Raw genomic sequence first — 23,833 nt, 5'->3', positions numbered from 1 at the left:
GAGATGATCCGATACGTCACCAGGCGTATTCTCGTATCCATACCTGTGCTGCTCGGGGTGACATTCATCGCCTTCGTCTTCGTCCGGCTCCTGCCGGGCGATCCGGCGGCGGCGATCCTAGGGGATCGCGCGACGCCGGAACTGGTTGCCAGCCTGCGCGCCAGCCAGGGGCTGGATCGCCCCCTCTGGGTCCAGTATTTCGACTATCTCGGCAGGCTCGCGAGAGGCGATCTCGGCTCGAGCCTGATCACCAGCGCGCCGGTGCGCACCGAGTTCTTCAGCCGGTTTCCGGCGACGGTCGAAATGTCGGTATGCGCGCTTGCGATCGGTATCACGGCCGGCGTGTTTCTCGGACGGCGCGCCGCGCGCAGGCCGGGATCGGGTGTCGATACCGGCATGACGGCCCTTTCGCTGCTCGGCGTATCCGTTCCAATCTTCGTGCTCGGGCCGATCCTGCAATATGTCTTCGGCGCCTGGCTGCAATGGCTGCCGACATCGGGGCGGATCGATCCGCGCATCGGCATCACCGTCTATTCGAACTTCCTGCTGATCGACACGCTCTTCCAGGGGCGCATGGACGCCTTCCTCGACGCCCTCGCCCATCTTATCCTGCCGGCCATCACGCTCAGCATGATGCCCATGGCCATGGTGGCGCGCATGACACGGATCAGCGTGATGGAAACGTCACGGGAAGACTATGTCCGCACTGCCCGTTCGAAGGGCATCAGCCTGCGGCGCGTCGATCAGCGCCATATCATGCGCAATGCCTGGCTTCCGGTCAGCACCGTGATCGGCCTGCAGGTGGGGACGCTACTCTCCGGCACCGTTATCACCGAAACTGTATTCGGGTGGAACGGTGTCGGTTCGCTCGTCGTCAATGCCATCAACGATCGCGATTATTTCCTGATCCAGTCGTCCATCCTGGTGTTTGCCGTCATATACATCCTCGTCAACCTGATGGTCGACATCAGCTATGCCGTCCTTGATCCAAGGATTCGCTACTGATGGCCGCGGTGGACACCACACCTTCTGTCATCGCGTTGTCCCGTAAAGGGGAGTCGTTCTGGAAGACGGCGCGGCGCCGGCTGCTGCGCCACCGTGCCGCCATGCTAGGCCTTGCCGTTATCCTCATCTTCGTCGTCATGGCGATCACGGCACCATGGATCGCGCCCTGCGATCCGGCGAAGATGTCCATGCGGGCAGCCCTGCAATCGCCGAGCGCCGCACATCTCCTGGGGACCGACAAGCTTGGCCGCGATGTCTTCAGCCGTATCGTCTACGGATCCCGCTACAGCCTGTCCTCCGCCGCGCTCACCGTCGCCTGGGCTCTGCTGATCGGCGGCGCGTTTGGGGCCATTGCCGGCGCCGGCGGTCGCATCGTCGATTCCATTGTGATGCGCATCACCGATGTGCTGATGGCTTTTCCGAGCATCCTACTCGCCATCGGCGTCGTCTCCTGGCTGGGGAAGGGTGATTTCCAGCTGACCATCGCCGTTGGCCTGTCTCTGGCGCCGACCTTCACGCGGCTGTTGCGGGCAAGCCTCCTTTCGCTGCAGGCGGCAGATTTCGTGACGGCGCTGCGCGCCGCCGGCATTCCGAAATGGCGCATCCTCTTTATCCATACGCTGCCGAACGCACTGACGCCGATGATCGTCCAGGCGACGCTGGCACTCGGCACGACGATCATCACCGTCGCAGGCCTTGGCTTTCTCGGTCTCGGCCCGCAGGATCCGCGCATTCCCGAATGGGGCGGCATGATGATTGAGGGCGCCGCATTGCTGCAGTTCCCGCATCTCGTGCTCGGCCCGGGCATCTGTATCGTCGCGGTCGTGCTCGGCGTCAATCTCTTCGGCGACGGCTTGCGCGATGCCCTCGATCCGAAAGCGAAAAGGTGACGCCATGCCATTACTCAGCGTCAATGAGCTGACGGTCACCATCAAAAGCGAACGCGGCAAGGTGCATGCCGTCAACGCGATCAGCTTCGATCTGGACCAGAGCGAAGTAGTCGCCATTGTCGGGGAATCGGGCTGCGGCAAGTCCATGACCGCGCTGGCGCTCACCTGCCTTCTGCCCAAGCCTGCCGCCCGGATCGAGAAAGGCTCGATCCGCTTCGACGGCACGGATATTACCACGCTCTCGGATGCGGAAATGCAGGAACTGCGCGGCGGCGATATATCGATCATCTTCCAGGACCCGATGACCAGCCTCAATCCGGTGCTGACGATCGGCGAGCAATTGTCCGAAGCGATCATGCGGACCAACGAGAAGGCGGACCGTGCGGCCGTGCGCCGGAAAGCGGCGGCGCTCCTTGACATGGTCGGCATCGCCGGCGGCGAGGCGATGCTGCGCGCCTATCCGCACCAGATCAGCGGCGGGATGCGCCAAAGAGTGATGATCGCCATGGCGCTGGCGCTGAAGCCGCGCCTGCTGATTGCCGACGAGCCGACGACCGGCCTCGACGTTACCGTCGAGGCGCAGATCCTCGACCTGATGATGGGTCTCGTCAGCGACATGAAGACCTCGATGCTGCTGATCACCCACGATCTCGGCGTCGTCGCCGGCACGGCGTAGCGGGTCATCGTCATGTATTCCGGCATGATCGTCGAGACGGCCACGACGGACGATTTGTTCGCCGCCCCGTCCCATCCCTATACGATCGGCCTGTTGCGCGCCTCTCCGCGGATCGACGGAGAACAGGAAAACGCGCTCGTGCCGATCGACGGCGTGCCGCCGAACCAACTGCTGCCACTGCAGGGCTGTCCCTTCGCGCCACGCTGCCGCTGGCGGCGACCGATCTGTTGGCGCGAGGTGCCGACATCAGCCGCCTGGACGTCCGAGACGGGGACCATGCATGTCGCCGCCTGCCACAATCGTCCGACCCCGGCGGAAGCCGCAGCCGGCATGCCGCTCGAGCCTTCCTTTGCGGCCGCACTGCCCCCCGACGGCCTATCGTCGCCGGACATCGTCCTCTTCGAGCGCCGGGAGGTTACATGATGGCAGTGACGGCGAATTCCGCTGCACCTCTTCTCGACGTCAAGGGCCTGAAGGTCCATTACCCGCTCGTCAAGGGCATCGTGTTTTCGCGCCAGGTCGGCGTGCTGCGGGCCGTCGACGATGTCAGCTTCCAGCTGGCGAAGGGCTCGATCCTCGCGCTCGTCGGCGAATCGGGCTGCGGCAAGAGCACGACCGGCAAGGCCGTTCTCGACCTCGTCAGGCCGACGGCAGGCTCGGTGGAATTCGACGGCACGGAACTGTCGAAGATGAAGGGGGAGCCCCTGCGCCGCATGCGCCGGCGGATGCAGATGGTCTTTCAGGATCCCTATTCGAGCCTCAGTCCCCGCGTCAGCATCGGCGCGACCCTGATGGAATCGCTGACGGTTCACGATATCGGCGCGGCATCGGACCGCGGCGCGCGGGTCGGCGACCTGTTGCAACGCGTCGGTCTCCGCCTCGATGTCCGCGATCGCTATCCGCACGAGCTCTCCGGCGGCCAGCGGCAGCGGGTTGGCATCGCCCGGGCGCTCGCCGTTTCGCCGGATCTCATCGTCGCCGATGAACCGACCAGCGCGCTCGACGTGTCGATCCAGGCGCAGATTATCAACCTCATCCAGCGTCTGCAGGATGAAATGTCGTTGAGCTATCTGTTCATCAGTCACAACATTTCGATCGTGCGGCACATCAGCGATCGGATCGTCGTGATGTATCTCGGGCGCATCGTCGAAAGCGGGCCGACCCGCGAGGTGATCGACACTCCGGCCCATCCCTATACAAAGGCACTCGTCTCGGCCGTGCGCAATCCGGATCCGGCGACCGAGCGTCGCCGACAGCGGATCGTGCTGACGGGCGATGTGCCCTCGGCGGTGTCGCCGCCCAGCGGCTGCCGCTTCCACAATCGATGCTGGCTGCGCAAGGCAAAGGGCAACCCTGATATCTGCACCCAGATCGAACCCCAAACCCGTTCGCTCGCTGCTGAGCGTAGCGTTGCCTGTCACTTCGCGGAAGATTGCCAATGACCCAGACGACCAAACGCGTCATCCTCTTCGACATTCCCAAGACCGATGGCTATGCCGAGGCCGAGGCCGTATTGCGCGCCAAGGAGCTGATCCAGGGCGACGCGCTGGAAGGCGGCCGCGTGCCGCATCTGCCTGAAATCATCACCTCCATCGACGGCGAGCGACATATGGCCCGTCGTCGGCTGGTCGCAGCCCTGTTCCGCCCGGCCAGGCTCGCCTTCTACGAGCACGATATTCTCGTCAAGGAATTGCGCGCCCGTCTCGACGCAGCCATAGCGCTGAACCCGGACGGCCAGGCTGCGCGCGTGGAAAACCTGCCGCGCATCATCCGTGCGGCCATCGTCAAGGTCTCGGCATCGCTGATCGGCCTCGACTTGCCGACGGAAGAGGCCGTGGACGAACTCGTCCAGCATTCCACCAACATCGCCAATGGCCGCGACCAGGTCTGGGCCATGGAACCGAACGAGGCCGCCATCGCCCAGGCCCACCGAACATGGAAAGACTTTTGCGACAATTTCTATTTCCCCTCCCGGCAGCGTCGCATCGATCTGCTGGCGAAGGTGGCTGACGGAACGCTCGGCGACAAGGACCTGCCGGACGATCTCATCACGCTCATGCTGAAGGCGACGGATCAGGACGCCGCCCTTGACGATCTGATGGTCTACGAGGTCGGCCTGTTCCTGACGGCCTCGGTCAACACTACGGCGGCGGCAACGCCGAAAGCCGCCGAAGCGCTGGCGCGATGGATCGAGAATCACCCCGAGGACAGGAGCAAGCTCACCGACGAGGAATTCCTGCGGATCGCCGCCCAGGAAGCGCTGCGGCTCTATCCGACCGTACCCTTTCTGGTCAGGGAAGCGACGAGCGACATGGAGCTTCCCTCCGGCCGCAAGATGAAGGCCGGCGACCTCATTCGTGCCGACATCTCCGGCGCCAACCGCGATGCGAGCGCCTTCGGAGAAGAGCCGGACAGCTTCAATCCCTATCGGACGATCACTGCCCCGCGCCTCTATGGCCTAAGCTTCGGCGCCGGCCCGCATCTGTGCATGGGCCGGGAGATGACGACCGGCAGACCGGGCACGGATGGCGCGATCGGTCTGCTCGTGCATGTGCTGAAGGAACTCTATCGCCGCGGGATGGAGCTCGACCCCGACGACCCGCCGCGTCTCGTCGGCGGCACGTCGCAGCACAAATATCTCTCCTTCTGCGCGATCTTCAAGAACCCGAAAGGTGATCAACATGTCTGACGAGGCCGCCCATCTGGAACCCTGGCAGTGGCCCGAAGACCATTGGCGCAAGATCGTCGGCCAGGTACGTGCCGGACGGCCGCTGAAGCCGAAATCATGGCCGAACGGCGCGCGCTGTGCCGTGGCGCTCTCCTTCGATTCCGATCACGAGACCAACGAGCTGCGCGACGGCGGAAAATCGATCGGCCGGCTCGCCTGGGGCGAATTCGGCGCGCGGGTCGGCGTTCCGCGCATTCTCGAGATGTTGAGGCGCCATACGGTGCCGGCCACTTTCTTCGTTCCCGCCGTCTCGGCCATACTGCACCCGGAAGAGCAGGTGCGCGTCATTGCCGAGGGCCACGAGATCGGCATCCATGGCTGGATCCACGAACTGAATTCCGTTCTGCCCTATGAGGCGGAACGCGACCTGATGTTCCGCGCCGCCGACATGCTGGAAAAGATCACCGGGAAACGGGCTGTCGGCATGCGCACGCCGTCCTGGGATTTCAGCCCGAACACGCTGAAGATCCAGCAGGAACTCGGCCTGCTCTACGATTCCTCCCTGATGTCGGATGACGAATGCTATGAGCTGCTGATCTATGGAACGCCCTCGGGAATCATCGAGGTGCCGGTCGAATGGATCCGCGACGACGGCGCCTATCTCACCATGCACCGCATGGGATCGCTGCGCCCCTACATCACGCCCAAGGATGTCCTGGAGATCTTCATCCAGGAGTTCGACGCGGCATTCAACGAGGGCGGCATGTTCCAACTCACCTGCCATCCGCATATCATCGGCTATCGGTCGCGTATCTGGCTGCTGGAGGAGCTGATAAGGCACATCAAGGCGCGGGGCGATGTCTGGTTTGCCACACATGCGCAGGTGGCCGAATATGTTAAACAGTGATGGCGCTACCGGCAATCCAATCCGCAATGAGGTCTTCGAGGGTTTGCCGCTGTTACGAACTAACTGATGTTGAACTGCATTTCGCCAAAATTGGCCTTGAAGGGATTCAAACCGTCGGCACGCGCTTGGCATCCTTATCATCCTGCTCCTGCACGGTTTTCCCCCAGCCAGTCACATGTTCCTTGACCTGATCCCGCGACTGGCCGATCGCTACCGGCTCATCGCGCCCGATCTGCCCGGTTTCGGCCAGACCAAGGCGCCACCACGCGGGGAGTTCGACTATAGTTTCGATCGCCTTGCCGATGTGGTTGAAGGTTCACGGAAGCCCTCGCGCTCAATCGCTACGCTCTATACATCTTTGACTGTGGCGCTCCGGTCGGTTTGCGTCTAGCGACTCGTCAACCCAAGCGGGTGTCGGCAATCATCAGCCAGAACGGCAACGCCTATGTCGACGGCTTCAGCGATCAGTGGGGCCGTGGGAGGACTATTGGCGCGATGGGAGCGACGCCAACCGCGAAGCCTGCCGACCATCGCTGTCCCCGGACACTATCAGGAACTGGCAATATGGCACCGGAGCCGATCCAGAACTCCTTTCTCCGGATGGCTACGAGCTCGACATCGCCTATATGGCTCGGCCGGGCGCGGAGGAGATCCAGCTCGACCTGATCCGCGACTATCGCAACAACGTGGCGCTCTACCCGGATTTCCAGTCGTACTTCCGCGAGCATCGCCCGCCGTTCTGGCCACCTGGGGTCGTCATGATCTGGCGTCATTCCTCCCGGCGCTGAAGCTTAGAAGCGCGACCTCCCGGATGCGGAAGTGCACCTGCTCGACGCCGGACATTTCGCGCTGGAGACCCATGCCGACGAGATCGCGAGTCTTATCCGTGGCTTCCTCAGTTGCGTTCTGCCCAATGGGAAGTAATGCCGCCGATATGCTCTCGATGGCGGAGAGCTAAATGCCCTCATGGCGGCTCAGCGAGGCGGATGGATTGGGAGAGACTTGCAATGAAAGAACGTAAAAAAACAATTGTTTTACAGGGCGTCCGCTTGGACGAACGCATAATACCCGTCCCCGCCTCAATAAGCACCGAAGCGCATGCGATGTTGCATACCGCCGTACGCGATGGAACACCGCTCAACGCGCTTTTTCCAACACCATCACCACAAGATCATGAGGCATGGCGGCAGATGCAGATCGCTGCCGACAGGTATTATGCCGAAACTCTTCCGGAGGCGGTGAAGGAAACGAAAGGAAATCTCGAAACGCTACATTTCGGCACAACCACGGTCCATGTAGCGACACCGGAAAATATCAGACTTGGGGACTGCGTTTTTATCGATCTGCATGGCGGCGCGCTTGTTTTTGGCGGTGGCCATTCCTGTCGGGAAAGTGCGCGAATACACGCAGAGCGGAACGGCATGATCTGCTACGGTATCGACTATCGCATGCCACCAGATCACCCCTATCCCGCCACTCTCGATGACTGCATCGTGACCTACAGGCACCTGATCCAGCGCTATGGCGCAAACCGTGTCGTGTTTAGCGGTCGCTCGGCCGGCGGTAACTTGGCGATGGCTGCTATTATGAGGGCACGGGACGAGGGCCGGCGCCGTGCTCCTTTCCCCGGAAGTGGATCTCACTGAATCGGGTGACAGCTTTCAGACCAACCGGACGATCGACGTCACCCTACCGAATTCGCTGATGTCGAATAACCTGCTCTATGCAAACGGAGCGGATTTGTCTCATCCCTATCTGTCTCCACTTTTCGGGGAAATATCGGCCGATTTTCCCCGAAAAGTGGAACCCGCGATCTGTTCCTTTCCAATGCGGTGAGACTTCATCGCAAGCTGAGACGTGCGGGAGCTCCGGCAGAGCTGCATGTTTTCGAGGCAATGCCGCATGGCGGCTTTGGAGGCGCTCCGGAGGATCAGGAGCTCACGGAGGAAGTCGTTCGTTTTGTCACTGGCTGCCTGGCGTAGTCGTCACCCAGCTCTGCGTCGAAGGTCCCGAATGCATGTCAAACCGGGGCACGACAAGGAAACTGAGACGTATCGGTATTGGGGCATTACAGCTCGGTGCCAAGAGGTTCCACTGCACTCATTCAGGGACGCCTTCCCGCGTTGCAGGAGCGCCATCATGAGGATACTTCTCATTGAAGACGAAGCCGAGTTCGTCAAAGCCTTGCGTAGCGCGCTTGAACGCGACCGTTTCGTCGTTGATTGGGTAACGAGCCTGTCGCTCGCCAGTGAAGCATCGCGGTCGCGAGTGCACGAACTCGTTCTGCTCGATCGCACGCTGCCCGATGGCGATGGCGATGGCCTGGGCCTCATTCCGCAACTGCGGGTCGACACCCCAGGCGTCCCGATCATCGTGTGAAGCGCCCGCGGCGAACTGACCGACCGGTTGACCGGGCTTGATGACGGCGCCGACGACTATCTGGTCAAGCCTTCGATCTGGAGGAAATGCTTGTGCCGCCGGAACGCGATGACAATCGCCTCCTCTTCTTCACTGAGAATGGTTGGACGCGGCTCCTTCGGTCCGGTTTTGAGATCCTCGACCGTCGTCCGCTTGCGCCGCTTCAGAACCGTCTTCGGATTGATCCCGTAGCTCCGGCTCAACTCCGCGGCCGAAGCTTGCGATCGCTGTATTGCAGCTCGGACTGCGTGCGTGGTCGTGGCGCTCCCGTGACGAATTTGGCTCATAGTGCTTCCTTCCATTCGGTGGAAAAGATTGCACCATCAAATGCCGGGATCAAACACCTAGTCCTGCCGGGCTCGCTAGATTATCATCAGGACAACCGGGATATCATCGACGCGCCTTCCGTGAGGCTCGTGCCGCGCGGCTCGTAAGCGCGCTGGTCACCCAGGATCTGGAAGGCGATCGTCAAAAGCTTGCGCGCGATGGTAACACGCGCCTTGTTTACTCCTCTGAACTTCAGATGTTCGTATTGGGCTCGAAGCTGGATATGCTGGCAATGGCCGGGGTGACGGCTTCGACAAAGGCCCAGCGCAGCCACTTGTTGCCCCGCCTGATGATCTTGCCATGGAAGGTACGCTGCTGGCGCTGGATGATTGCCTCTATGCTCTTCAGCCGACAATCCCGCATCTGACGCGATCGTCATTGCATCGATGCCTGCAACGACATGGAATTTCGAGACTGCCGGACATCCCCAAGAACCGCAACGGACCAACCGCCCGGTTCCGCGGCCATCCGTTCGACCGGGCATGCTGGCGACACGGCATCGAGCATCGGCTGACCAAACCCAAGCATCCCTGGACAAATGGCCAGGTCGAACGGAGGAACCGGACGATCAAAGAGGCGACCGTCAAACGCTATCACTACGACAGCCACGATCAGCTCCGCCGGCATATCGCCGATTTCGTCGCGGCATACAATTTCGCCCGCCGACTCAAGACCCTTCGAGGCCTTACACCCTATGAATATATCTGCACCGTCTGGACAAAGGAGCCCGAAAGATTCAGGCTCGATCCAACCCATCACATGCCGGGACTTCTCTATTCGGCGGATTGAGGTCAAGCACTTTCAAGCTTCTCTTCTGCCAGGATGTCCGATGTCTTCGCGAGGCCATGCTTCTCTTCGGGATTGGCGCAGTGGCCCTCCCGGCATGGGATCAGTTGGAATGAAGGGGGCAACCTAAACAACGTCCTCATTTGTGTTGCCACAATGGATACGAGTCCCGGCACGCCCTCTCTTCATCCTCCGTCCCGCGAAGGACATTCATCCACCCGTGGCGGATCTTGTTATCGGTCGTTTCGCCCGCAACGGGCTTGTATCTTACATGACGGAGCAAGCCTCCTCCCGCATCCAGCGGAACTCACTGCCGTCAGACCATATTCTATGCATGACCACTGCCAACCTGCGGCCAAGGACAACGGTTGCTCTCTGTCGGCCCCGGCGTCTGGCGACATTCTTCGCCCAGGCCTTCAACCAGGACCACCTCTTCACTACGGTCAGCAAAACTTGCGCCGCTTCATAAAGCAATGTTCGCATCATCCGAGTACGCGTCGTCTTTCTCAACGCCATACTTGCGATAAAGCAAGCGCATCGCTTCGAAGGCGCTTCCACCACATGTTTCAAGCCTCGGACATTGAAGATTTCGCGATGGGCGATCTTTCAGAATAACATCAGATGCCGACAATCAGCCCCTTGGCTTTTAAAACAGCCTCCAGCTTGCTGACTTCGATGACAGATTTGCCTTGCTTATAGGCTTCGATATAGCCCGCCTCGGCATCGTCGCGAGCCTGCGATAGCTGCGCCACCTCCTGCGCCTCTTCCTGACGGACAATAACCAGCCCGTCTGCGTCACCGATGACGATATCGCCGGGATTGATGATTTCGCCGCCAACGATGACCGGATCGTTGACCGATGCGATCGTCTCCTTGACCGTACCTTTGATGCATACGCTGAGCGAGAAAACCGGAAATCCGAGCTCCCTCAGTTGCAGCGTGTCACGTACACCGCTGTCGGTCACCAGACCGCCGATGCCCTTGGCAAGGCAGGCATTGGCGAGCACATCGCCGAAGGAGCCGGCTTCCTCATATTCGCCCGCGGAGACGACGATGATGTCGCCCGGCTTGGCGTAGTTGATCGCAAGCTGCAGCATGATGTTGTCGCGCGGCGCGCATTTCACCGTAAAAGCCGGACCGCAAAGCTTCATGCGATAATCCACCGGCTTCAGGCGCGAGGAGAGTGCACCCCGGCGGCCCTGGGCCTCATGGATCGTTGCGGGCGAGAATCTGGCGAGCGCGTCGATGTCGACCTTGCTCGGGCGCTTGGCAATATCTTTGATGTGGGTCACGGAAACCTCCCATGATTAAGCCGACGGCGGGCACGCCCACCGCCTGCAATCGGTGACAATTTTCAGATGGATAACTGACCGGGCTCGGCAGCCCTTCGTCAGGGAATCGGATCGAACTTCAATTCGGTGATCGGGACGACCTTTTCGGTACGGGTCATTTTGTACTCGGTATTCGGACCAAGCCATTTCTCCCAGATCTTGTTGATCTCGCCGGCATCGTCGAGCTTATGGAGGATTTCGTTGATCTTTGCGGTGAGCGCCGGCTGATCCTTTTGCATGCCGATCCCGACCGGCTCCAGCAGCATGGGGTCGTCGATCATGCGCATCGGCTTGCCCTTCGTCTTGGATTCGTTGACAAGCAGCGTCGTCGTCATGGTGTTGGCCACGAGCCCGCGTGCTTTTCCTTGCTGGACGGCAAGATAGGCAGATCCGGTATCCTGGAAGGTCAGCGGATCGGACTTGTTGAGTTTGATTGCCAATTCCGAAGTCGAACCCTTGGTCGAAGCAAGACGCTTGCCTTCGAAATCGGCTTTGGTTTTGCCCGCGTCATCCGCCGGAACAATCAACATCTCCTTGGCAATATAATAGGGGTCGCTGAACTGGATCTGCTCTGCACGGCTGAGCGTATAAGCAAGGTTGGCAACCGTGATATCGACGCGGCCCAGCTTCACTTCAGGAACACGCGCCTCGACCGAGATCGGCTTGATCTCGGCCTTTACGCCAAGTTCGTTTGCGATCGCCTTGCACAGATCGACGTCGAAGCCAACCATTTCACGAGTTTTCGGATCGGGCGAGGCAAACGGCGGCACGTCTGCATAAGTCGCGCAGCGGAGCGTCTTTGCCGACATGATGGCATCGAGCTGATCCGCCTCGGCCGGCAAGGCGAAGGCGACACCGGAAAGCACCAATGTCACGGTGAAATATTTCCAATCCATAGCTGTTCTCCTTGTTATTGACTTGGGATGTTTAGTGGCGCAGATCCGAAAGAAAGCGCTGAGCTCTGGGATGACGGGGGCTCTTGAAAAACTCCTCTGGAGGCGCAGTTTCCAGGATCTCGCCGGCATCGATAAACCAAATCCGGTCAGCCACGTCGCGAGCAAAGCCCATTTCATGGGTGACGCAGAGCATGGTCATTCCTTCAGCCGCCAGATTCTTCATAACGCTGAGAACTTCGCCGACCATTTCCGGATCAAGCGCACTCGTAGGCTCATCGAAGAGCATGACGGGTGGCTCCATCGCCAGCGCGCGGGCAATGGCGACACGCTGCTGCTGGCCGCCTGAAAGCTGACCTGGATAGGCATTCGCCTTGTCGGCCAGACCGACGCGATCAAGCAATGCAAGCGCCTTCTCGCGCGCCACCTTTGCCGGTACACCCTTGACCCGGATTGGCGACATGGAAACGTTGTCGACCACCGATAAATGCGGAAACAGGTTGAAATTCTGAAAGACGAAGCCGATCCGGCTGCGTAGCCGGTTAAGTTCAGCGGCACCCATCGGGGCATGAATATTCTTTCCCTCGAAGTCTATCGAACCGCTATTGACCTCTTCCAGCCGATTGACCGTACGGATCAGGGTCGACTTGCCGGAACCTGAAGGACCACAAATGACGACCACTTCGCCGCGGCTGACGTCGGCATTGATGTTGTTCAATACCTGGTAATGACCGTAGCTCTTGCAGACCTCGCGAAGACGTATCTCCTGAGCGCCGTCCTGCGGCCCGGAAACTGGGATGCTCATAGCTGCTCCGTGAATGTTTTTAGGGGAACGACGTCGCTGCGCAAGCGGATCTTCCTTGGCCCGGCTCGCCGCCGTGCAATCCGCCTTTCGACACTGTTTGCGACATGGGTCAGGCTCCAGCAGAGCACATAGTAGGCAGCGGCGAGGATGAAGAAGACCTGGAAGGGCTGCGACAGGAGTTGGTTGTTGACCTGGCTTGCCGCGAAAGTCAGATCCGGCACATTGATGATATAGCCGAGCGTCGTGTCCTTGATCGTCGAGACGAAAGTGGAGATCATGCTCGGGATCATGTTGTAGAGCGCCTGCGGCAGGATTACGAAGCGCATTGCGCCGCTGTAACTATGGCCAAGCGCCCTTGCAGCGTCCATCTGCCCCTGGCCGAGCGAGACAATGCCGGCCCGCACAACCTCGCTCAGGAATGCACCCTCATAGATGACAAGCGTTACCAGCATGATCAGGAAGCTCGGGACATCCGCCCCCGTCCATAGCGGAACGATGAAATAGCACCACAGGATCAGCATCAGCAGGGGAACGCCACGCGTGATGTAGACGAGGCCGGTTGCGGGCCATCTGAGCACCGCCCATTTGGAAAGCCGGGCCATGGCAAGCAGAATGCTGACGGGGAATGCGAGCCCGATGGCAAGCGCCGAAAGGATCAGCGTATTGGCAAGCCCGCCCAACGGGCCATTGGGATACTGGCCGATCAGCAGCAGAAGCCAATAATCATGGATGATCTTGATGATATCCTGGATCACGCGCGCGCCCTCCGCACCGGATCACTGCGCAGGGCGATATACGCGCCGAGGGCCATGATGATCAGGGAGAAGAACAGATAGATGACCGTACCGATCAGATAGATCTCGAAAGTACGGAAACTGACATTGTCGATTTCCTTGACGGCATGCGTAAGTTCAGACGCACCTACGACGATCGCGAGACTGCTGTTCTTGAAAAGGGATACGCTGTGATTGATGAGCGGCGGCAGGGCATTGCGCACGCCCTGGGGCATGATGACGAAACGCATGGCCGAAATATAGCCATGCCCGAGTGCCTTGGCCGCTTCCATCTGCCCTGGGCTGACGGACCGCAGCCCGGAGCGCAAATCCTCACTGAAATAAGCGGCCTGGCACAGCCCCAGACCTATGATGGCGAAGATCGCCTCGGCATTGTGGTCGGCAAGCCAGTCGGTGACGCCTTGCGGCATCAGTGTATAGATCCCGAAATACCAGAACATCAGCTGCACCAGCGTCGGCACGTTGCGATGGTAGGAGACGTAGGCTTTCACGACCGGCTCGCCGATGCGAAGCGGCGAGACCCGCAGGGCAAAAAGCAGGATGGCCAGCGTCATCGCAAGGAGCCAGGAGCCGATATAGATGACGAAGGTCATCTCGATGCCCTGCAAGAGCATCGCGACGTAATCCGGATTCCTCAGGATGGCCGACAGATCGAACCCGCTCACCGCTTCGCACCTTCCGCGTCATAGGTGGTGGCGGATGTCTCGGGCTTTGCCGTCTGCAGGCCACCCATCACCTGCAATGTCGGGGTGATCTCCATATGACCGATATTGACTGCGACCGGCGCTGAAATCGCAAAGGCGATCGCATCCGCGATATCGGCCGCCTGCGGCAGCTCAAACCCGTCGATGAAGCGTTCGCGCACGCTCGGGTCATCACCATGGACGTGGTTGAAGATATCGGTCGCAACACGACCAGGGCAGATCTCGGTGACGCGGACCCGCTTGCCGAATGCATCGATGCGCAGCTGGTTCGACAGCATGGCGACGCCAGCCTTGACGGCATGATAAGTTGAATTGCCGCCGAAATTGTAGTTTCCGGCAATCGAGGAGATGTTGATGACGTGTCCGCGGTCGCGAGCAACCATCCCCGGCACGACCAGACGGCAGATGTGCAGCACGGCGCGAAGATTGACATCGATGAGGAGATCGATGTCTTCCTCATCCGCCTGAAGGAATTTCTTCGGCCGGTCGACGCCAGCGTTGTTGACCAGAATGTCGAACTGAACCCGGTTGGCAAGATCGGCCATTGCGGCGCGATCCGTCACATCGACGACGTGGGCGATGCATCCCGTGCGCTCGGCCAGTTCCCTCAGGGCACCGGCACTGCGGGCAATCGCATGCACCTCTATGCCCTCGCAGCAAAGCCGCTCCACCACTGCGGCGCCGATACCGGAGGAAGCGCCGGTGACCAGCGCGGTCTTGTAATCGGAGAATGGCATTCTGATCCCCTTTTTGTTGGTTTGGACATTAGCGGAGCTTCAACTCCTTGCCTAAGACCGATTACTTTTGGAGTAATAAGCAACTTTTATGGAGATGTGCCGGCCGCAAGCGGATTGGCCGTCGCTGCGGGCGATTGCATTTTTCTGCAAGAGCCGGCATGGCGTTCCGACATCGGCCTGCGTTGCAAAACAGATGCGCGTCTGCAAACATGCCCCGCCAAGACAGAACAGTAATCGATGCCATGGATATCAGACGCTTCAAATCCTTCATTGCCATCGTCGATAGCGGCAGCATTACGCGGGCCGCCGATATCCTGCATCTCGCCCAGCCGGCTCTGAGCCAGCAATTGGCGGCGCTCGAGGAACATTTCGGCCAGAAACTCCTGATCCGAAGCCAGCAGGGCGTCAGCATGACCGATGCCGGGCACGCGGTTTATCGGCACGCGCAGATCATTCTGCGTCAGATGGAACAGGCGCAAGCCGATGCCGCCGCCGCCGGCAATTCACTTGCCGGACGCGTCTCGGTCGGCCTCGTGCCCTTCAGCAGCGCCGCCACGCTTTCCGTCGATCTTCTGGCGGAGACACGGAAGAGACATCCTGGCATTCTGCTTCATCTGACGGAGAGCGTCGGTCAGACCTATAGCCAGATGATTATGACCGGCCGGCTGGAAATGGCTTTGATCCACGGCATAGGGCCGATCAAGGGCGTGCGCTTCGAGCCGATCCTCCGGGAAGAATTCTACCTCGTTGCCCATCGCAATTTCGCGATCGATTCAGACCAGAAACCCGTGCCCGTCAGCGCACTCGATGGGATGCCGATGCTGTTGCCGCCAGCTTATAATTTCGTGCGTCGGGCCGTGGATGCCGCCTTCACGCGCAGCCGCATCAATCTCAAGGTCGTGGCCGAAGTCGAAATCGTGCGAACGCTGGCGCGCGCCGTCGGCAGCGGACTAGGCGCGACCATCATGCCGAAGGCGATCGCCGACCGTATCGTGTCGGAATCGAGCGAGCCTTTGGTCTGCCGGCTGATCTCGCCGCGGATCGAGGAAACACTGTCGCTTTGCACCTCCGATCAGAATTCACTGTCGGAGCCGGCATTCGCCGTCAAGGACATCCTCGTCGAGCTGACCGAGCAGTTGAAAGTCTAAAGCTTAGAGGCAGGCGCCAACGGCCTGCGATCCGGAAACCGGGCCGCAGGCGCGCGGAATGACCGCTCAGCGCATATCGCGGCAGAACTGAGCAATACGGGCGCAGCCCTCGCCAAGCTTTTCCATACTTGTCGCATAAGAGATGCGGAAATAAGGGCTCATGCCGTAAGCAGAACCCTGCACCGTCGCGACATGGTGCTCATCGACCAGCGCCATGACGAAATCGACGTCCGTCTCGATCTTGCGTCCGCCCTTGGTGGTCTTGCCGATCAGGCCGGACATATTGGGATAGATGTAGAAGGCGCCTTCCGGCTTGTGGCAGCGCAGCCCCTCGACCTTCGACAGTTGATCGAGCACGAAGTCGCGTCTTTTCCTGTAGATCGCCGCCCGCTCCTTCAAAAGATCCTGGGGACCTTCCAGCGCCGCGATCGCCGCCGCCTGCGTGACGGTTGCAATGCCGCCGCTGTTCTGACCGTTGACGTTGCTGATCGCGGCAATTAATTCCCTCGATCCGCTGGCGCAATATCCCAGGCGCCAACCCGTCATGGCATAGGCCTTCGAGACACCGTTCATCGTCAGGACCCGGTCGTAGAGCCTGGGTTCGGCGTCGGCGATCGTGCAGAATTCGAACCCGTCATAGACGAGGTGCTCGTAGATATCGTCGGTGAGTATCCAGACATCCGGATGGCGCAGCATGACCTCGGCGATCGCGGCCATGTCCGCGCGCGAACAGGCTGCACCCGTCGGATTGTTCGGAAAATTCAGGAGAAGCCATTTGGTGCGCGGCGTGATCGCCGCCTCGAGGTCCTCCGGACGCAGCTTGAACCCGGCCTGCTCGAAGCAGGGGACAGCGACCGGGACGCCGCCGGCAAACTTGACGATGTCCGCGTAGCTTACCCAGGACGGCGTGGGAATGACGACCTCGTCGCCCGGATTGCAGGTGGCCAGCATCGCATTGAAGATCACCTGCTTGCCACCGCCGGAAACGACGATCTGGCTTGCATCGTAATCGAGATTGTTGTCGCGCTTGAATTTTCGGCTGATCGCGGCCTTCAGCATCGGTGTGCCATCCATCGGCGGATATTTGGTATCGCCGCTTAGTGCGGCGGCATGCGCTGCCTCGATCGCATGAGCGGGTGTCGGAAAATCCGGCTCGCCGGATGAGAGGCTGACGACCTTAATGCCCTTGGCAGCCAGCTCGCGGGCTCGTTGGGTCATGGCGGCGGAGGCGGAGATGGAAACATTCTTCAGGCGATCGGCTGTGGAAGGCATCGGTGTGATCTTTCGCTGAAAATAAAGAACTGAATGAAGGGATCAGACCGCAAGCTCGGCCGCAGGCGCCAGCATGGCGCCGGAAGCCTCGATTTCGCTGCGGATGATGCGGGCAAGCTCCAGCGAGCCGGGTGTGTCGCTATGCACGAGGATCGACCTGGCCGGCATCTGAAGTACGGAGCCGTCGATCGCCTCGATGGTTCGATCGATCAGGAAACGGCGCACCCGCGCCCGGACCGAAGTCTCATCCTTGACCAGCGCGCCCGGCAGGCCTCGGGCGACAAGCTTGCCGTGGGCATCATAGGCGCGGTCGGCCAGAAACAGCGCCATAGTCTTGAGTTTCGCGCGTTTCGCCGCCTTTTCGATTTCGCTGTCAGGGGTAACAAACACAACGAGGCGCGGATCGACAGTGGCAATGGCGTTCATCATCAGATCGGCAAGCGCTGGATCGCGATTGACCATATTGCCCATGGCCGCATGAAAGCTGAAGTGCCCGACAATCATGCCTTCGCTCCTGGCGATCGCGATCAATGCGCCGAGCTGGTAGAGCATCTGCTGGCGAAGCTCGTCCGGCTGGAACGGCATCTCACGCCGGCCGAAGCCAGAGCGATCCGGCAAACCTGGATGCGCGCCGATACCTACACCGTTTTCCTTGGCGAGACGAACCATGCGCGCCATGGTGTCTGGATCACCACCATGAAAGCCACAGGCAATATTAGCCGATGAGACGATCTTCATCATCGCTTCGTCATCGCACAGCCGGTAGGGACCGAAACCCTCCCCCATGTCGGAATTCAGATCGATCTTCACCGCTTCCTCCCCTCTATCTTTGATAATTGCCGTCAGGCCATTGCCTTCACAGCAAGCTTGACCATCTGCGACGTCCGTCTGACATCCTCGACATAGCGAGCAACAGCTTGTTCCACCGCACGCGCCTCGGCATGCGTCGAACGGGCGAAGCGCAACCGGCTTCCGATGCGGGCCTGGCCGAGCCGCCAAAGATCGCATTCGATGACACCGGCAATCTTGGGATAACCGCCCGCCGTATTCGCATCGCTCATCTGAATGATCGGCTCGCCGCCGGGCGGAACCTGAACAACGCCGGGCACCACGCCATGGGAACGCATTTCGACCGCCACCATCGGCCTTATGGGCTCACCGGACAGGCGATAACCGGTGCGATCGCTGCTTGACGATATGCGCCAGACCTGGCTCCAGAAGGCTTCGCCATCGGAGGCAAACAGCTCATGTTCACCGGCAACGATCGCACGGACGGATAGCACGCCATCGATCGCAGCTGGAAAGATATCACATAACGCCACGGCCGGTTCGACGACGGCAAGACCGTTTGCAGGCAAGGGAAGAGCATTGGATGGCGTGCCGAATTCAAATCGGTCGCCCTTGATGAGCGGCCGGCCGGCGTTGCCGCCAAATCCGCCGCGCAACGCGGTGCTCCGCGACCCCATCACGACCGGAACATCCAGTCCTCCGCCAAATACGATGTAGGCACGAGCCAATTTCTGTGGCTGCTGCAGTTTCAAGATCTGACCCGCCTCGGCGACGTGAGTACACCAGGAAAGCAGCTCCCGACCGTCCAGTGTAGGATTGCCGTCCGCACCCGTGACGGCAAAGGTGGCGCGGGCCTCGAACCGCAATTCGAACGGGAAGGTTTGAACCTCTATTGCAGCTGCATCATCGTCATTGCCAATAAGGATATTGCCGATCTTCACGGCAAGAGGATCCATTGCGCCGCCGGACGAAACTCCGATGTCGCGATAGCCGGGACGGCCGAGATCCTGAACCGTGTTGAATGGCCCGGTTTCGATGATCTCGATCATAGCTCGATCCTTTCCGGCAGAAAGCGCACGATATCGCCGGGCGCCATCAAGGCCGGCGTCGCGGAGGTTGGATCGAACATCTGCAGTTCCGCATAGCCAAGGGAATTCCATCCATTCGGACCTGTCAGCATCGCAACGCCTGTCTGCATTCCGCCGATCGTCACGCTGCCCTTCTCCATCCGCAACGACGGGACGGTCTTGCGGGGCATGTATATGCGCGGATCCAGCCCGTACAGGTAGCCAAAACCGGGCGCGCTTCCCAAGGCAAAGACACGGTAACTCGCCTCATGGTGGATGCGTACGACCTCTCGGTCACTCAAGCCGCAAAAGTCGCAGATGGCAGGAAGGTCAATCGCATAGGCGCCGCCGTAGTGAACGGGGATTTCGATGATCTTTCCTGCCAGATCGAGGCTCTCGGCGTTGTTCCATGCCTCAAGAAGCCGGCCCGTCACCAGTTCGGGATCCTCGGGGATTTCCTTGAGGATCGCCAGAAGATTGGTCATTCCGGGGATAACTTCCGCTATATCAGCCCAGCCCTTGATCGTTTGCGCCAGAGCCCAGATGCGCCGCTGCGCAGGCAGATCGAATTCGCCCGGTGCATCGAGCAGAAAAGATCGGGTGCCGATAGAGGAAATTCTGACCCGGCCATTGACGACGGGAACGATCTCTCGCCGCGACGTGACGGTGTTCGACCTGGCAATCATGACAGCGACTCGATTTCGAACAGAGGATCACCGAAGCCGACCAGGGTTTCGGACTCCGCCGATTGCCTGGCCAACAAACCGGACCTGCCGGCGGGTATGGGAAGCAGAACGGAACCGATGCGGATAAAACCGATCACATCCTGGCTTGAGACGGTGCGAGGCAGACGCTCGGCTTCGTCGTAATCCGAAAGATGCATAGGATAGAAGTGACCCGCCATCGGCGCTTTGATCACCACCACCGGTATCACCGGCTCGGGCCGCGCATTTCCTGTCAGGTTGATTTGGGCGCCAGCAGCCTTCGAGACGACGATGCGCAGATGGCCGCCCGGTCGCGAAATTTCCACGCCATCAACGCCTGCTGCCGTCAGCGCATCAGCCAGAGCCGCGATGATCGAGGGATCGTTAAGGTCGATCGCGCTCATGCCGCCCGCCTTTTTCGAAGCCATTGTTCCAGATAGTGGATATCCGTCTCGCCGCGGGCAAACCCTTCATCCTCGAACAACATGCGCAGTAACGGCAGATTGGTGGAAATCCCTTCTATCCGTGTGGCGGCAAGCGCCTCGCGCATTTTGGCCATGGCTTCTGCCCGGGTAGGTGCATGAACGATCAACTTGGCGATCAGCGAGTCATAGTAAGGCGAGACGCGATAGCCGGCATGAATATGGGTGTCGATCCGGATACTTGGCCCTTCCGGCAGTGCCAGATCGGAGATCGTGCCTGCCGAAGGCAGGAAGCTTTCATGGTCCTCAGCATTGATACGGCATTCGAAGGAATGGCCAACACATGCCACATCATCCTGACGCATTTCGAGAGGAAAGCCCTGAGCGACCATTATCTGTGCCTGAACGATATCGATCCCGCTGGTCATCTCGGTAACGGGATGTTCGACCTGCAGGCGCGTGTTCATTTCAATGAAATAAAAGGCACCGTTCTCATAGAGGAACTCGAAGGTTCCGACGCCGCGGTAGCCGATCTGCCGGCAGGCTTCCATGCAGGCAGAGGCGACAGGTTCGATCGTTTCCGAGAAAATCCCGGGCGCCGGGGCTTCTTCGACCACTTTTTGATGCCGACGCTGCATCGAGCAATCGCGATGCCCGAGCCAAATGCCATTGCCATTGTTATCGCAAAGCACCTGAATCTCGACGTGACGCGGATGCTGGAGGAATTTCTCCATGTAGAGCGCCGGGGAACCGAAAGCCTGACGAGCTTCCTCTCTTGTCAACGCAATAGCCTCGTGCAACTTGCCCGCATGGGGAACCACCCGCATTCCTCTGCCGCCTCCACCTCCTGCGGCCTTGATAATTACGGGATAGCCGATCTCCTCAGCGATCTGCTCGACCGAGGCCGGATCATCCGGAAGGGACGTGTCAGGACCTGGCACGCAAGGCACACCGGCAAGGATCATTGCCCGTTTTGCCGATATCTTGTCGCCCATAGCAGCGATCGAGGACGCTTCAGGTCCTATGAATGCGAGGCCGGCTCTCTCGACGGCTTCGGAAAAAACTGCGTTCTCGGACAGAAACCCGTAGCCGGGGTGGATCGCGCCAGCCCCGGTCAGATGCGCGGCAAGGAGGATCGCATTCTGGTTGAGATAACTGCCGGCTGCGTTCGCGGGACCGATGCACATAAAGGTATCGGCGGCCTTGCCATAAGGCGCCTGCCTATCAGCTTCGGAGCAGATTGCGACAGTCTTTAAACCAAGTTCGCGACAAGCCCGCTGAATTCGCGCGGCAACTTCGCCCCGATTGGCAATCAGGACCGTGTCGAAGCGTTGGCCTTTCAGGCCTGCCTTGCCAAAAGGTTCCGCCATTATGCGATCTCCGCGAGCACTTCGCCCGTCTCGACTTCACCGCCATCCACGTCAATGAGATGTTTGATGCAACCGGCCTGCGGGGCTGCGATCTTGTTGAAGACCTTCATCGCCTCGATGATGAAAAGCGTCTGCCCTGCCTCCACCATGTCGCCGATCTTAACGAAAGGCTCTTGCCCGGGTGCCGGCGCCCGGTGCAAGACGCCATAGATCGGCGCCTTCACGGTAATGGCAGTGATTTCCGATTTTGCGGACACACCGCAACCTTCTTGGGCATGAGCAGCTTTTACGCTGGCAGGCACCTGAGTTGAAGGTAACGAATCCGTCGAACCAGACGTTCGGAAGATCCGAACTGTAACATCCTTTTCCGTTACCGTAAGTTCGGTAACGTTGGATCGTCCAACAAAATCGATCAGCGTTTTTATCTTCGACAGATCCATGCGAAAACTCGGTATTTCGGAACACCTCTCGCAATCCAACCAGTCATGGCAGCGTTTGGCTGCTCCATTCCCTACACGATAGCTCTCACGATGGGGTCAGAAGAAGTTTTGATGACGATGGCGACTAGCCAACCCGCAAGGCCAGACTCGTCACGACCAATTTCGCGCGTCAGTCATGCCAGACACGCACATGCTCCGGCCTGAAGCCGATCCCGATCAGTCGTCCCGTCAGATGCGCAAGCAGTGGCCATCGCCCGATGGCACGCATGAAAGCCGGAGGAGCGGACCGCCCCGGCTTTGCAGCGTCGGCGCTCCGACGCTTGCGGCGCATCATCAGTTGGATTTTCTGCGTCGCTTTCGTCGGAAATGTCCGGCGCCGTTCGACGGCTTCCAGGTGCCGGTCGAGAACATCGCCCTGCAGCAATGGCTGCGCGAGGATATTCGCCGCAGCGACCGCATCCTGGATCGCCAGATTGACACCAACGCCGCCAATGGGCGACATCGCGTGGGCCGCGTCGCCGATGCAAAGAACGCCTGGCTTCCACCAGCGCTTCAGCCGATCGATGCGGATACTCAGGAGATGCACGTCGTCCCACGACCGAATCTCGGCCATGCGGTCAGACGGCAATGGCGACACAGCCGCGACCGCCTTTCTGAACTCGTCGAGCCCCTTTTCCCTCATATCGGCAAAGCTGTCCTTGCGCATGACGTAGCCGCATTGCCAATAACTGCCACGGTCGACCATCACAAAACCCTGCCGCGGCCCACCATGGCCCATGGTGTATGGCGGATCGTCCGAACGATGCGACAGTTTCATCCAAACCACTTCGCTCGGGTTGCCGAAACGCTCGACCTCGAGCCCGGCCTTTTCTCGCACGATCGAATTGCGACCATCGGCCCCGACGACGAGCTTGGCGCGAACCATAAACAAACCGCCGGGGCCCCTTGCCCGAAGGGTCACTCCGCTACGATCGACTGGGAGGAGATCGGTGACCTCGGTCTGCATCATCAGATGGAAGTTCGTCAGTTTCCCCGCCTCCCGCGCAAGGCAGTCGAGAAAGTCCCATTGCGGCATGAAAGCGATGAAGCGGCACCTCGTCGGCAGCCGCGAGAAGTCGGCGATCGTGATGTCGCAGCCACCGATTTCAGCGTGCAGACGCGGTGCCCGCGTGTGCGGTAGCTTCAGCAGATCCTCGAGCAGGCCGATTTCATGCACCACCTCCAGCGTCGAGGGATGAATGGTGTCGCCGCGGAAATCCCGCAGAAAGTCGCCGTGCTTCTCCAGCACAGTAACCTCCACTCCCGCATGCGCCAGCAGCAGGCCAAGCATCAATCCGGCTGGGCCGGCGCCGACGATAATGCAGCCGGTCTCGACGACCTGCTCCATCGTCTCCTCGGCCCCCGTCTTTCCGGCCACATCGTCGGTGACCTCCATGTTCATGCTCTCGGCGTCTCCAGTCTGACGAAGCATTCGCGGGATGAGTCGCAGCATTACACGCTCCCTCCGCCGGCTGATCGCCTCTTGATCGAAATCGGCCGCCAGCATGCCTTTGCGCAACGCTGACGGCTATTATCAATCCGACACTTTCTTATCTTGAGAAATAATGTCAAGATTTAGAGCGCAACGACTGGCCTCAAGGAGAGGCGGAATGCTCTCGAACTCGATAAATCCCGGAACGA

The 23,833-nt window shown here is 60.0% G+C and carries 23 protein-coding genes and 6 pseudogenes; 12 read left to right on the top strand and 17 right to left on the bottom strand.

The window, feature by feature from the left end:
* Window positions 1–3 precede the first annotated feature (3 nt).
* From ACJJVH_RS18500 to ACJJVH_RS18455, 10 genes and pseudogenes are all read left to right on the top strand, one after another.
* Window positions 4–1,005, top strand: coding sequence for an ABC transporter permease (locus tag ACJJVH_RS18500; RefSeq protein ID WP_412065662.1), 1,002 nt, complete (start codon window positions 4–6; stop codon window positions 1,003–1,005).
* On the top strand, window positions 1,005–1,895 hold the full coding sequence (locus ACJJVH_RS18495; protein WP_412065661.1) for an ABC transporter permease: 891 nt from the start codon (window positions 1,005–1,007) through the stop codon (window positions 1,893–1,895). The genes ACJJVH_RS18500 and ACJJVH_RS18495 overlap by 1 nt, the downstream gene beginning before the upstream one ends.
* 4 nt (window positions 1,896–1,899) lie before the next feature.
* The gene (locus tag ACJJVH_RS18490) at window positions 1,900–2,571 is read left to right on the top strand and encodes an ABC transporter ATP-binding protein (protein ID WP_412065660.1); all 672 of its coding nucleotides are present in this window, start codon (window positions 1,900–1,902) and stop codon (window positions 2,569–2,571) included.
* A gap of 12 nt (window positions 2,572–2,583) precedes the next feature.
* On the top strand, window positions 2,584–2,994 hold the full coding sequence (locus ACJJVH_RS18485; protein WP_412065659.1) for an oligopeptide/dipeptide ABC transporter ATP-binding protein: 411 nt from the start codon (window positions 2,584–2,586) through the stop codon (window positions 2,992–2,994).
* A complete protein-coding gene (locus ACJJVH_RS18480; RefSeq protein ID WP_412065658.1) occupies window positions 2,991–4,013 on the top strand; it encodes an ABC transporter ATP-binding protein in 1,023 nt (340 codons plus the stop codon). Before ACJJVH_RS18485 ends, ACJJVH_RS18480 begins: the two co-directional genes overlap by 4 nt.
* Window positions 4,010–5,260 carry a cytochrome P450 gene (locus tag ACJJVH_RS18475; RefSeq protein WP_412065657.1) on the top strand — a complete coding sequence of 417 codons (1,251 nt, stop codon included), beginning with the start codon at window positions 4,010–4,012 and terminating at the stop codon, window positions 5,258–5,260. Before ACJJVH_RS18480 ends, ACJJVH_RS18475 begins: the two co-directional genes overlap by 4 nt.
* The gene (locus ACJJVH_RS18470; protein WP_412065656.1) at window positions 5,253–6,146 is read left to right on the top strand and encodes a polysaccharide deacetylase family protein; all 894 of its coding nucleotides are present in this window, start codon (window positions 5,253–5,255) and stop codon (window positions 6,144–6,146) included. The genes ACJJVH_RS18475 and ACJJVH_RS18470 overlap by 8 nt, the downstream gene beginning before the upstream one ends.
* Window positions 6,147–6,282: 136 nt before the next feature.
* A pseudogene (locus tag ACJJVH_RS18465) lies at window positions 6,283–7,070 on the top strand (alpha/beta fold hydrolase); the annotation flags it as partial.
* Window positions 7,071–7,153: 83 nt separating this feature from the next.
* A pseudogene (locus ACJJVH_RS18460) lies at window positions 7,154–8,128 on the top strand (alpha/beta hydrolase).
* A 157-nt stretch (window positions 8,129–8,285) separates the two neighbouring features.
* A complete protein-coding gene (locus ACJJVH_RS18455; RefSeq protein WP_412065655.1) occupies window positions 8,286–8,525 on the top strand; it encodes a response regulator in 240 nt (79 codons plus the stop codon).
* Between the two features lie 92 nt (window positions 8,526–8,617).
* Here ACJJVH_RS18455 and ACJJVH_RS18450 read toward each other — a convergent pair.
* Window positions 8,618–8,851 (bottom strand): annotated as a pseudogene (locus ACJJVH_RS18450) (IS481 family transposase); the annotation flags it as partial.
* A gap of 86 nt (window positions 8,852–8,937) precedes the next feature.
* Window positions 8,938–9,203: pseudogene (locus ACJJVH_RS18445) on the bottom strand (IS110 family transposase); the annotation flags it as partial.
* Between ACJJVH_RS18445 and ACJJVH_RS18440 the strand changes: the two are divergent.
* Window positions 9,201–9,680, top strand: a pseudogene (locus ACJJVH_RS18440) (integrase core domain-containing protein); the annotation flags it as partial. The pseudogenes ACJJVH_RS18445 and ACJJVH_RS18440 sit on opposite strands and share 3 nt — an antisense overlap.
* Before the next feature lie 264 nt (window positions 9,681–9,944).
* Here ACJJVH_RS18440 and ACJJVH_RS18435 read toward each other — a convergent pair.
* The 7 genes and pseudogenes from ACJJVH_RS18435 to ACJJVH_RS18405 all read right to left on the bottom strand — a co-directional run.
* Window positions 9,945–10,166: pseudogene (locus ACJJVH_RS18435) on the bottom strand (IS110 family transposase); the annotation flags it as partial.
* Window positions 10,167–10,294: 128 nt separating this feature from the next.
* Entirely contained in the window at window positions 10,295–10,969 is a 675-nt protein-coding gene (locus ACJJVH_RS18430) for a 4-carboxy-4-hydroxy-2-oxoadipate aldolase/oxaloacetate decarboxylase (protein ID WP_112799093.1), read from the bottom strand.
* 98 nt (window positions 10,970–11,067) lie between these two features.
* Window positions 11,068–11,904 carry an ABC transporter substrate-binding protein gene (locus ACJJVH_RS18425; protein ID WP_412065654.1) on the bottom strand — a complete coding sequence of 279 codons (837 nt, stop codon included), beginning with the start codon at window positions 11,902–11,904 and terminating at the stop codon, window positions 11,068–11,070.
* 31 nt (window positions 11,905–11,935) lie between these two features.
* On the bottom strand, window positions 11,936–12,706 hold the full coding sequence (locus ACJJVH_RS18420; RefSeq protein ID WP_112799089.1) for an amino acid ABC transporter ATP-binding protein: 771 nt from the start codon (window positions 12,704–12,706) through the stop codon (window positions 11,936–11,938).
* On the bottom strand, window positions 12,703–13,461 hold the full coding sequence (locus tag ACJJVH_RS18415) for an amino acid ABC transporter permease (protein WP_112799087.1): 759 nt from the start codon (window positions 13,459–13,461) through the stop codon (window positions 12,703–12,705). The genes ACJJVH_RS18420 and ACJJVH_RS18415 overlap by 4 nt, the downstream gene beginning before the upstream one ends.
* Window positions 13,458–14,165 (bottom strand): amino acid ABC transporter permease, encoded by a 708-nt coding sequence (locus tag ACJJVH_RS18410; RefSeq protein WP_113384221.1) that lies wholly within the window; start codon window positions 14,163–14,165, stop codon window positions 13,458–13,460. The genes ACJJVH_RS18415 and ACJJVH_RS18410 overlap by 4 nt, the downstream gene beginning before the upstream one ends.
* Window positions 14,162–14,941, bottom strand: coding sequence for an SDR family oxidoreductase (locus ACJJVH_RS18405; protein ID WP_412065653.1), 780 nt, complete (start codon window positions 14,939–14,941; stop codon window positions 14,162–14,164). The genes ACJJVH_RS18410 and ACJJVH_RS18405 overlap by 4 nt, the downstream gene beginning before the upstream one ends.
* A gap of 242 nt (window positions 14,942–15,183) precedes the next feature.
* Between ACJJVH_RS18405 and nac the strand changes: the two genes are divergently transcribed.
* Window positions 15,184–16,089: a nitrogen assimilation transcriptional regulator NAC gene (nac, locus tag ACJJVH_RS18400; RefSeq protein ID WP_412065652.1), complete on the top strand. Its 906-nt coding sequence runs from the start codon at window positions 15,184–15,186 to the stop codon at window positions 16,087–16,089.
* A gap of 66 nt (window positions 16,090–16,155) precedes the next feature.
* Here nac and ACJJVH_RS18395 read toward each other — a convergent pair whose 3' ends face one another.
* The 8 genes from ACJJVH_RS18395 to ACJJVH_RS18360 all read right to left on the bottom strand — a co-directional run bounded on the left by ACJJVH_RS18395 (window position 16,156) and on the right by ACJJVH_RS18360 (window position 23,588).
* On the bottom strand, window positions 16,156–17,361 hold the full coding sequence (locus ACJJVH_RS18395; protein WP_412065651.1) for a pyridoxal phosphate-dependent aminotransferase: 1,206 nt from the start codon (window positions 17,359–17,361) through the stop codon (window positions 16,156–16,158).
* A 42-nt stretch (window positions 17,362–17,403) separates the two neighbouring features.
* Window positions 17,404–18,171: a 5-oxoprolinase subunit PxpA gene (locus tag ACJJVH_RS18390; RefSeq protein WP_113357170.1), complete on the bottom strand. Its 768-nt coding sequence runs from the start codon at window positions 18,169–18,171 to the stop codon at window positions 17,404–17,406.
* A gap of 32 nt (window positions 18,172–18,203) precedes the next feature.
* The gene (locus ACJJVH_RS18385) at window positions 18,204–19,199 is read right to left on the bottom strand and encodes a biotin-dependent carboxyltransferase family protein (RefSeq protein WP_412065650.1); all 996 of its coding nucleotides are present in this window, start codon (window positions 19,197–19,199) and stop codon (window positions 18,204–18,206) included.
* A complete protein-coding gene (pxpB, locus tag ACJJVH_RS18380; protein ID WP_113357172.1) occupies window positions 19,196–19,903 on the bottom strand; it encodes a 5-oxoprolinase subunit PxpB in 708 nt (235 codons plus the stop codon). The genes ACJJVH_RS18385 and pxpB overlap by 4 nt, the downstream gene beginning before the upstream one ends.
* Window positions 19,900–20,325: an acetyl-CoA carboxylase gene (locus ACJJVH_RS18375; protein ID WP_412065649.1), complete on the bottom strand. Its 426-nt coding sequence runs from the start codon at window positions 20,323–20,325 to the stop codon at window positions 19,900–19,902. The genes pxpB and ACJJVH_RS18375 overlap by 4 nt, the downstream gene beginning before the upstream one ends.
* Window positions 20,322–21,713 carry an acetyl-CoA carboxylase biotin carboxylase subunit gene (locus ACJJVH_RS18370; RefSeq protein ID WP_412065648.1) on the bottom strand — a complete coding sequence of 464 codons (1,392 nt, stop codon included), beginning with the start codon at window positions 21,711–21,713 and terminating at the stop codon, window positions 20,322–20,324. The genes ACJJVH_RS18375 and ACJJVH_RS18370 overlap by 4 nt, the downstream gene beginning before the upstream one ends.
* A complete protein-coding gene (locus ACJJVH_RS18365; protein WP_112799070.1) occupies window positions 21,713–22,153 on the bottom strand; it encodes a biotin/lipoyl-containing protein in 441 nt (146 codons plus the stop codon). The genes ACJJVH_RS18370 and ACJJVH_RS18365 overlap by 1 nt, the downstream gene beginning before the upstream one ends.
* A 169-nt stretch (window positions 22,154–22,322) precedes the next feature.
* Entirely contained in the window at window positions 22,323–23,588 is a 1,266-nt protein-coding gene (locus ACJJVH_RS18360) for an FAD-dependent oxidoreductase (RefSeq protein WP_412066228.1), read from the bottom strand.
* Window positions 23,589–23,833 lie beyond the last annotated feature (245 nt).

Origin of the sequence: Rhizobium sp. SYY.PMSO (assembly GCF_046840415.1) — a bacterium.
GTDB lineage: Bacteria > Pseudomonadota > Alphaproteobacteria > Rhizobiales > Rhizobiaceae > Rhizobium.
Note: the sequence above shows the minus strand (reverse complement) of the source record. Positions and strands in the feature narration are given on the sequence as shown.

What these genes read in the sequence shown, in the direction of transcription:
- ACJJVH_RS18395 (WP_412065651.1), bottom strand. Translation starts at nt 17,361, where the DNA reads ATGCCTTCCACAGCCGATCGCCTGAAGAATGTTTCCATCTCCGCCTCC.
- ACJJVH_RS18365 (WP_112799070.1), bottom strand. Translation starts at nt 22,153, where the DNA reads ATGGATCTGTCGAAGATAAAAACGCTGATCGATTTTGTTGGACGATCC.
- ACJJVH_RS18405 (WP_412065653.1), bottom strand. Translation starts at nt 14,941, where the DNA reads ATGCCATTCTCCGATTACAAGACCGCGCTGGTCACCGGCGCTTCCTCC.
- ACJJVH_RS18470 (WP_412065656.1), top strand. Translation starts at nt 5,253, where the DNA reads ATGTCTGACGAGGCCGCCCATCTGGAACCCTGGCAGTGGCCCGAAGAC.
- pxpB (WP_113357172.1), bottom strand. Translation starts at nt 19,903, where the DNA reads ATGATTGCCAGGTCGAACACCGTCACGTCGCGGCGAGAGATCGTTCCC.
- ACJJVH_RS18475 (WP_412065657.1), top strand. Translation starts at nt 4,010, where the DNA reads ATGACCCAGACGACCAAACGCGTCATCCTCTTCGACATTCCCAAGACC.
- ACJJVH_RS18500 (WP_412065662.1), top strand. Translation starts at nt 4, where the DNA reads ATGATCCGATACGTCACCAGGCGTATTCTCGTATCCATACCTGTGCTG.
- ACJJVH_RS18455 (WP_412065655.1), top strand. Translation starts at nt 8,286, where the DNA reads ATGAGGATACTTCTCATTGAAGACGAAGCCGAGTTCGTCAAAGCCTTG.
- ACJJVH_RS18385 (WP_412065650.1), bottom strand. Translation starts at nt 19,199, where the DNA reads ATGATCGAGATCATCGAAACCGGGCCATTCAACACGGTTCAGGATCTC.
- nac (WP_412065652.1), top strand. Translation starts at nt 15,184, where the DNA reads ATGGATATCAGACGCTTCAAATCCTTCATTGCCATCGTCGATAGCGGC.
- ACJJVH_RS18420 (WP_112799089.1), bottom strand. Translation starts at nt 12,706, where the DNA reads ATGAGCATCCCAGTTTCCGGGCCGCAGGACGGCGCTCAGGAGATACGT.
- ACJJVH_RS18360 (WP_412066228.1), bottom strand. Translation starts at nt 23,588, where the DNA reads ATGGAGGTCACCGACGATGTGGCCGGAAAGACGGGGGCCGAGGAGACG.
- ACJJVH_RS18485 (WP_412065659.1), top strand. Translation starts at nt 2,584, where the DNA reads ATGTATTCCGGCATGATCGTCGAGACGGCCACGACGGACGATTTGTTC.
- ACJJVH_RS18490 (WP_412065660.1), top strand. Translation starts at nt 1,900, where the DNA reads ATGCCATTACTCAGCGTCAATGAGCTGACGGTCACCATCAAAAGCGAA.
- ACJJVH_RS18495 (WP_412065661.1), top strand. Translation starts at nt 1,005, where the DNA reads ATGGCCGCGGTGGACACCACACCTTCTGTCATCGCGTTGTCCCGTAAA.
- ACJJVH_RS18370 (WP_412065648.1), bottom strand. Translation starts at nt 21,713, where the DNA reads ATGGCGGAACCTTTTGGCAAGGCAGGCCTGAAAGGCCAACGCTTCGAC.
- ACJJVH_RS18480 (WP_412065658.1), top strand. Translation starts at nt 2,991, where the DNA reads ATGATGGCAGTGACGGCGAATTCCGCTGCACCTCTTCTCGACGTCAAG.
- ACJJVH_RS18425 (WP_412065654.1), bottom strand. Translation starts at nt 11,904, where the DNA reads ATGGATTGGAAATATTTCACCGTGACATTGGTGCTTTCCGGTGTCGCC.
- ACJJVH_RS18375 (WP_412065649.1), bottom strand. Translation starts at nt 20,325, where the DNA reads ATGAGCGCGATCGACCTTAACGATCCCTCGATCATCGCGGCTCTGGCT.